We start from the raw sequence: 3,738 nt of genomic DNA, 5'->3' as shown, positions 1-3,738 counted from the left end.
CCGCGCAGCCGCCGCGCGTGCCGGGCCACGAGGTGGTCGGCCGGCTGGTGGCGCTCGGCGCCGCCGTGCCGCCGATCTGGCGTCTCGGCCAGCGCGTCGGCGTGGGGCGGCTCGGTGGCCATTGCCAGGTTTGCGCCTGGTGCCGGCGCGGGCAGTTCCAGCTCTGCGAGAACCAGCCCGTGGTCGGCGCGAGTCGCGACGGCGGTTATGCCGAGATGATGCTGGCACGCGCCACCGGGCTGGTGGCGATTCCCGACGAACTGGACGCCGAGCAGGCCGCGCCGATCCTCTGCGCCGGCATCGCCACCTTCAACGCGCTGAAGAAATGCGGCGCCGAGGCGGGCGACACGGTGGCCGTGCTCGGCATCGGCGGGCTGGGCCACCTGGCCTTGCAATACGCGCGGCGCATGGGCTTCCGGGTGGTGGCGGTGGGCCGCGGTGCGGCGATCGCCGAGGAGGCGCTGGCGCTCGGCGCGCATCGCTATATCGATACCGAGCGCGAGGATGCGGCGGCGCGCCTGCTGTCGCTGGGCGGCGCCCGCGCGATCCTGAGTACGATCGGCGATGCCCCGGCGGTGGCCGCGCTGATGGCCGGGCTCGCGCCGCAGGGGCGGCTGGTGGTGCTCGGCGCGGGCAAGGACCCGCTGCCGGTCTCGGCGGGGCACCTGGTGGGCGGCGAGCGCGGCGTGATCGGCTCGATCACCGGCACGCCGCACGAGAACGAGCGCACCCTCGACTTCAGCGTGCTGGCCGGCGTGCGCCCGCGCATCGAGACCCTGCCGCTGGAGCAGGCCGCCTTGGCCTACCAACGCATGCGCTCGGGCGAGGTCCGGTTCCGCATGGTGCTGACGATGCGGCGCTGAGGCGCTCGCCGCCGCGCCGCCCGCTTCAGACCTGCATCGACGGCACGTCCTTCACGCAGCGCAGCGCGAACATCGAGCGGCTATGGCGGATGCTGGAGATCTTGTAGAGCTTCTCGCGCAGGAAGCGCTCGTAGCCGGCCGTGCCGTCCACCGCCACCTTGATCCAGTAATCGTATTCGCCCGATACCAGGTAGGCCTCCAGCACCTCGGGCAGCGCGGCCAGCTCGGCGCCGAAGCGTGCCAGCGCATCGTCCTCGTGGCGGTCGAGGGTGACCTCGAGGATCACGATGTCGGCGTAACCGAGCAGGCGCGGATTCACCAGCGCGACGTAGCCGTCGATATAACCGTCGGTCTCGAGCTGGCGCGTGCGGTTCCAGCAGGCCGTGGTCGACATGCCGACCTGTTCGGCCAGTTCGGCGTTGGACAGGCGCGCATTGGACTGCAGCGCGCGCAGGATCTTGCGGTCCTGGTTGTCGAGCGATTTGGGCGAGCGTTCGCGGGTGGCCATGAGGTTCTGGAATTTTGTTCGCGGAATGGCGATTCTATCTGAAGAAGCTTCCGGTTTTGGGCGGAAACCACGGGATAAGCGGAAGCCTTTTCAGCGCCTCGCCGCGTATATTTTCCGTATGCCTTGTTGCCCGGCATGACCGATCCGGCCACCCCCCGTTTCGATCAGCTAGCGCGATCACGAGTCGCGAGGCCGGGCAGGACGGGCATCCGTCACCCTCGTTACCGTCCGAAACCGGCGGCGCTGCCGTCGCCGGGTCGCATCACGGAATTACCCGAATCCGCCCGCTCCGACATGTCGTTCCAGCTCTATCTGTCCTTCCTCGCCGCCGCGCTCGTGCTCGTTTATGCCCCCGGTCCCGTCAACCTGCTCACCATGAGCCATGCGCTGCGCGCCGGCTGGCGGCGCGCGCTGCCCTGCGTCTGGGGCGGCACCGTGGCGGTGCTGCTGCAACTGGTGCTGACCGCGTTGTGCCTCAATTCGCTGCTGCACGTCGACGAACGCGCGCTGGGCGTGCTGCGCTGGGTCGGCGCGGCCTACCTGGTCTGGCTCGGCTACCGGCAGTGGCGCGGCGGCGCGATCGTCGCGCCGGCCGAGGGCGAGGCGCCTGGCACGGGCGAGGCCGAAGCCGAGACGGCTGCCTCGCGGCGCGGCCTGTTCTGGCGCGGCCTCGCCACCTCGGGCTTCAATCCGAAGACGCTGCTGTTCTTCCCGTCCTTCTTCCCGCAGTTCATCAGCAGCGAGGCGAGCTGGAGCGTGAACCAGCAGTACCTGGTGCTGGCCGCCACGTTCGCGTTGCTGTTCGCGCTCGGGGTGGCCTCGATGGCGCTGTTCTCGCAGCGCCTGAGCCGCCTGCTGCAGCGCCCGACGCGCGTGCGTGCGCTCAATCGCCTGATGGGCGGCCTGCTGGCGGGGATGGGGGCGATGATGGCCGGCTGGGGTTGAACCTCGACCGAAGCGAGCGGGACGCGCCGGATTCGAGCGCGGTCCCGCGCCGGAAAGCAGAACGCGCCGCGATATTCGCGGCGCGTTGCGTTTTGGCGGGGCCGGGCGGGTTCGAGCGAGTTCGGGCGCGGCGCTCAGCCGGCGTCCGCGTCGGACCACAGCTTGCCGCCGGTGGCCCAGTTCTCCTTCTTCACCTCGTGCAGGATGATGTCGACCGCCGAGGGCGGGCAGTCGAGCGTCTCGCAGGTCACGCGCGTGATGGCCTCGATGAAGCGGCGTTTCTGCTCGGCGCTGCGGCCTTCGAACAGATCGACGTGAAAGGTGGGCATGGCAGGTCTCCAGGTCAGGGATGCAGGCAAACAGGACGATTCAGGGCGGGACGAGTCAATCGCGATACGACGCCTCGCCGGGGCGCGCATGACGTTCGTGGCGATCAAGACGGCGCAGCATGGCCGGCCATTCCAGCTCGCCCTCGAGCGCGCCGCCGTCGCGCAGTTGTTCGGCCGCGCGCGCGATCACCTCGGGCGCCGGCAGCACCGGCGCGAGGCCGCCCGCCTGGGCGGCCAGCTGGATCTCGCAGGCCTTCAGCAGCGTGGCGGTGCGCACCCAGGCTTCGGCCACGGTGCGGCCGACCGTCAGCGTGCCGTGATTGCGCAGCAGCATAGCCGACTTGTCGCCGAGCCGCTCGACCAGGCGCGCGCCTTCGGCCGGCGTGAAGGCCAGCGCCTCGTAGTCGTGGCAGGCCAGGTCGCCGTGAAAGCGCAGCGCATGCTGCGAGGCCGGCAGCAAGCCCTGCGGCTGCATCGAGACGGCGATGCCGGCCTTGGCATGCAGGTGGATCACGCAGACCGCATCGGCGCGTGCCGCGTGCACGGCCGCATGCAGCGCGAAGCCGGTGGCGTTGACCTGGTGCGGGCCATCGCCGATGCGCCTGCCCGCCAGGTCGATCTTGACCAGGTTCGAGGCGCGCACCTCCTCGAAGGCGAGCCCGAAGGGATTGATCAGGAAATGCCCGGGCTCGCCGGGCACGGCCACCGACAGATGCGTGTAGATCAGGTCGTCGTGGCCGTCGAGCGCGACCAGGCGATAGGCGGCCGCGAGGTCGAGGCGGGCGCGCTGCTCGGCCGCGGAGATCGGGCCGGCGGCGGCGCGGGTGTCAGCGTGGTGGACGAAGCTCATGGTGGGTGGCGGTGGTGAGGGGCGGTGCCGGCGCGCCGGGCGTGGCTGGCGCGGCGGGTGAAGATGGCGCGACGCTCTCGCGCGACGCGATGCGCAGGAGATTGGCGGCGATCGCGAACGGCGCGCTGAACGGCGGCAGCCCGAGACGCAGCGCGAGCAGGTGCAGCAGCGATGCGCCCAGCGCGCCGGCCAGCGCGATACGCGGCCCTCGGGCGGCCAGCGCGATGGCCGCCAGCGCGCCGT

5 protein-coding genes and 1 pseudogene are annotated in these 3,738 nt (G+C 71.1%); 2 read left to right on the top strand and 4 right to left on the bottom strand.

From position 1 onward, the window contains the following. The coding region (locus tag F3J18_RS36030; protein WP_166916903.1) for a zinc-binding dehydrogenase at positions 1 to 863 on the top strand (863 nt) is incomplete at its 5' end. A 25-nt stretch (positions 864 to 888) separates the two neighbouring features. Here F3J18_RS36030 and F3J18_RS36025 read toward each other — a convergent pair. Further along, positions 889 to 1,371, bottom strand: coding sequence for an Lrp/AsnC family transcriptional regulator (locus tag F3J18_RS36025; protein WP_013689926.1), 483 nt, complete (start codon positions 1,369 to 1,371; stop codon positions 889 to 891). A gap of 294 nt (positions 1,372 to 1,665) precedes the next feature. Between F3J18_RS36025 and F3J18_RS36020 the strand changes: the two genes are divergently transcribed. Then, positions 1,666 to 2,316, top strand: a complete 651-nt coding sequence (locus tag F3J18_RS36020) for a LysE family translocator (protein ID WP_025097993.1) — start codon at positions 1,666 to 1,668, stop codon at positions 2,314 to 2,316. A gap of 134 nt (positions 2,317 to 2,450) precedes the next feature. On the opposite strand, the gene F3J18_RS36015 is transcribed toward F3J18_RS36020, so the two are convergent. The 3 genes and pseudogenes from F3J18_RS36015 to F3J18_RS36005 form a co-directional block, all read right to left on the bottom strand. Next, positions 2,451 to 2,645, bottom strand: coding sequence for a 4-oxalocrotonate tautomerase (locus tag F3J18_RS36015; protein ID WP_025097994.1), 195 nt, complete (start codon positions 2,643 to 2,645; stop codon positions 2,451 to 2,453). 55 nt (positions 2,646 to 2,700) lie between these two features. Further along, positions 2,701 to 3,495: a class II aldolase/adducin family protein gene (locus F3J18_RS36010; protein WP_166916901.1), complete on the bottom strand. Its 795-nt coding sequence runs from the start codon at positions 3,493 to 3,495 to the stop codon at positions 2,701 to 2,703. Next, positions 3,473 to 3,738 (bottom strand): annotated as a pseudogene (locus F3J18_RS36005) (hypothetical protein); the annotation flags it as partial. The gene F3J18_RS36010 and the pseudogene F3J18_RS36005, both read right to left, overlap by 23 nt.

Origin of the sequence: Burkholderia sp. Ax-1720 (genome assembly GCF_011753035.1) — a bacterium.
Classification (GTDB): domain Bacteria; phylum Pseudomonadota; class Gammaproteobacteria; order Burkholderiales; family Burkholderiaceae; genus Burkholderia; species Burkholderia gladioli.
This window is presented reverse-complemented; position numbering and strand designations above follow the sequence as displayed.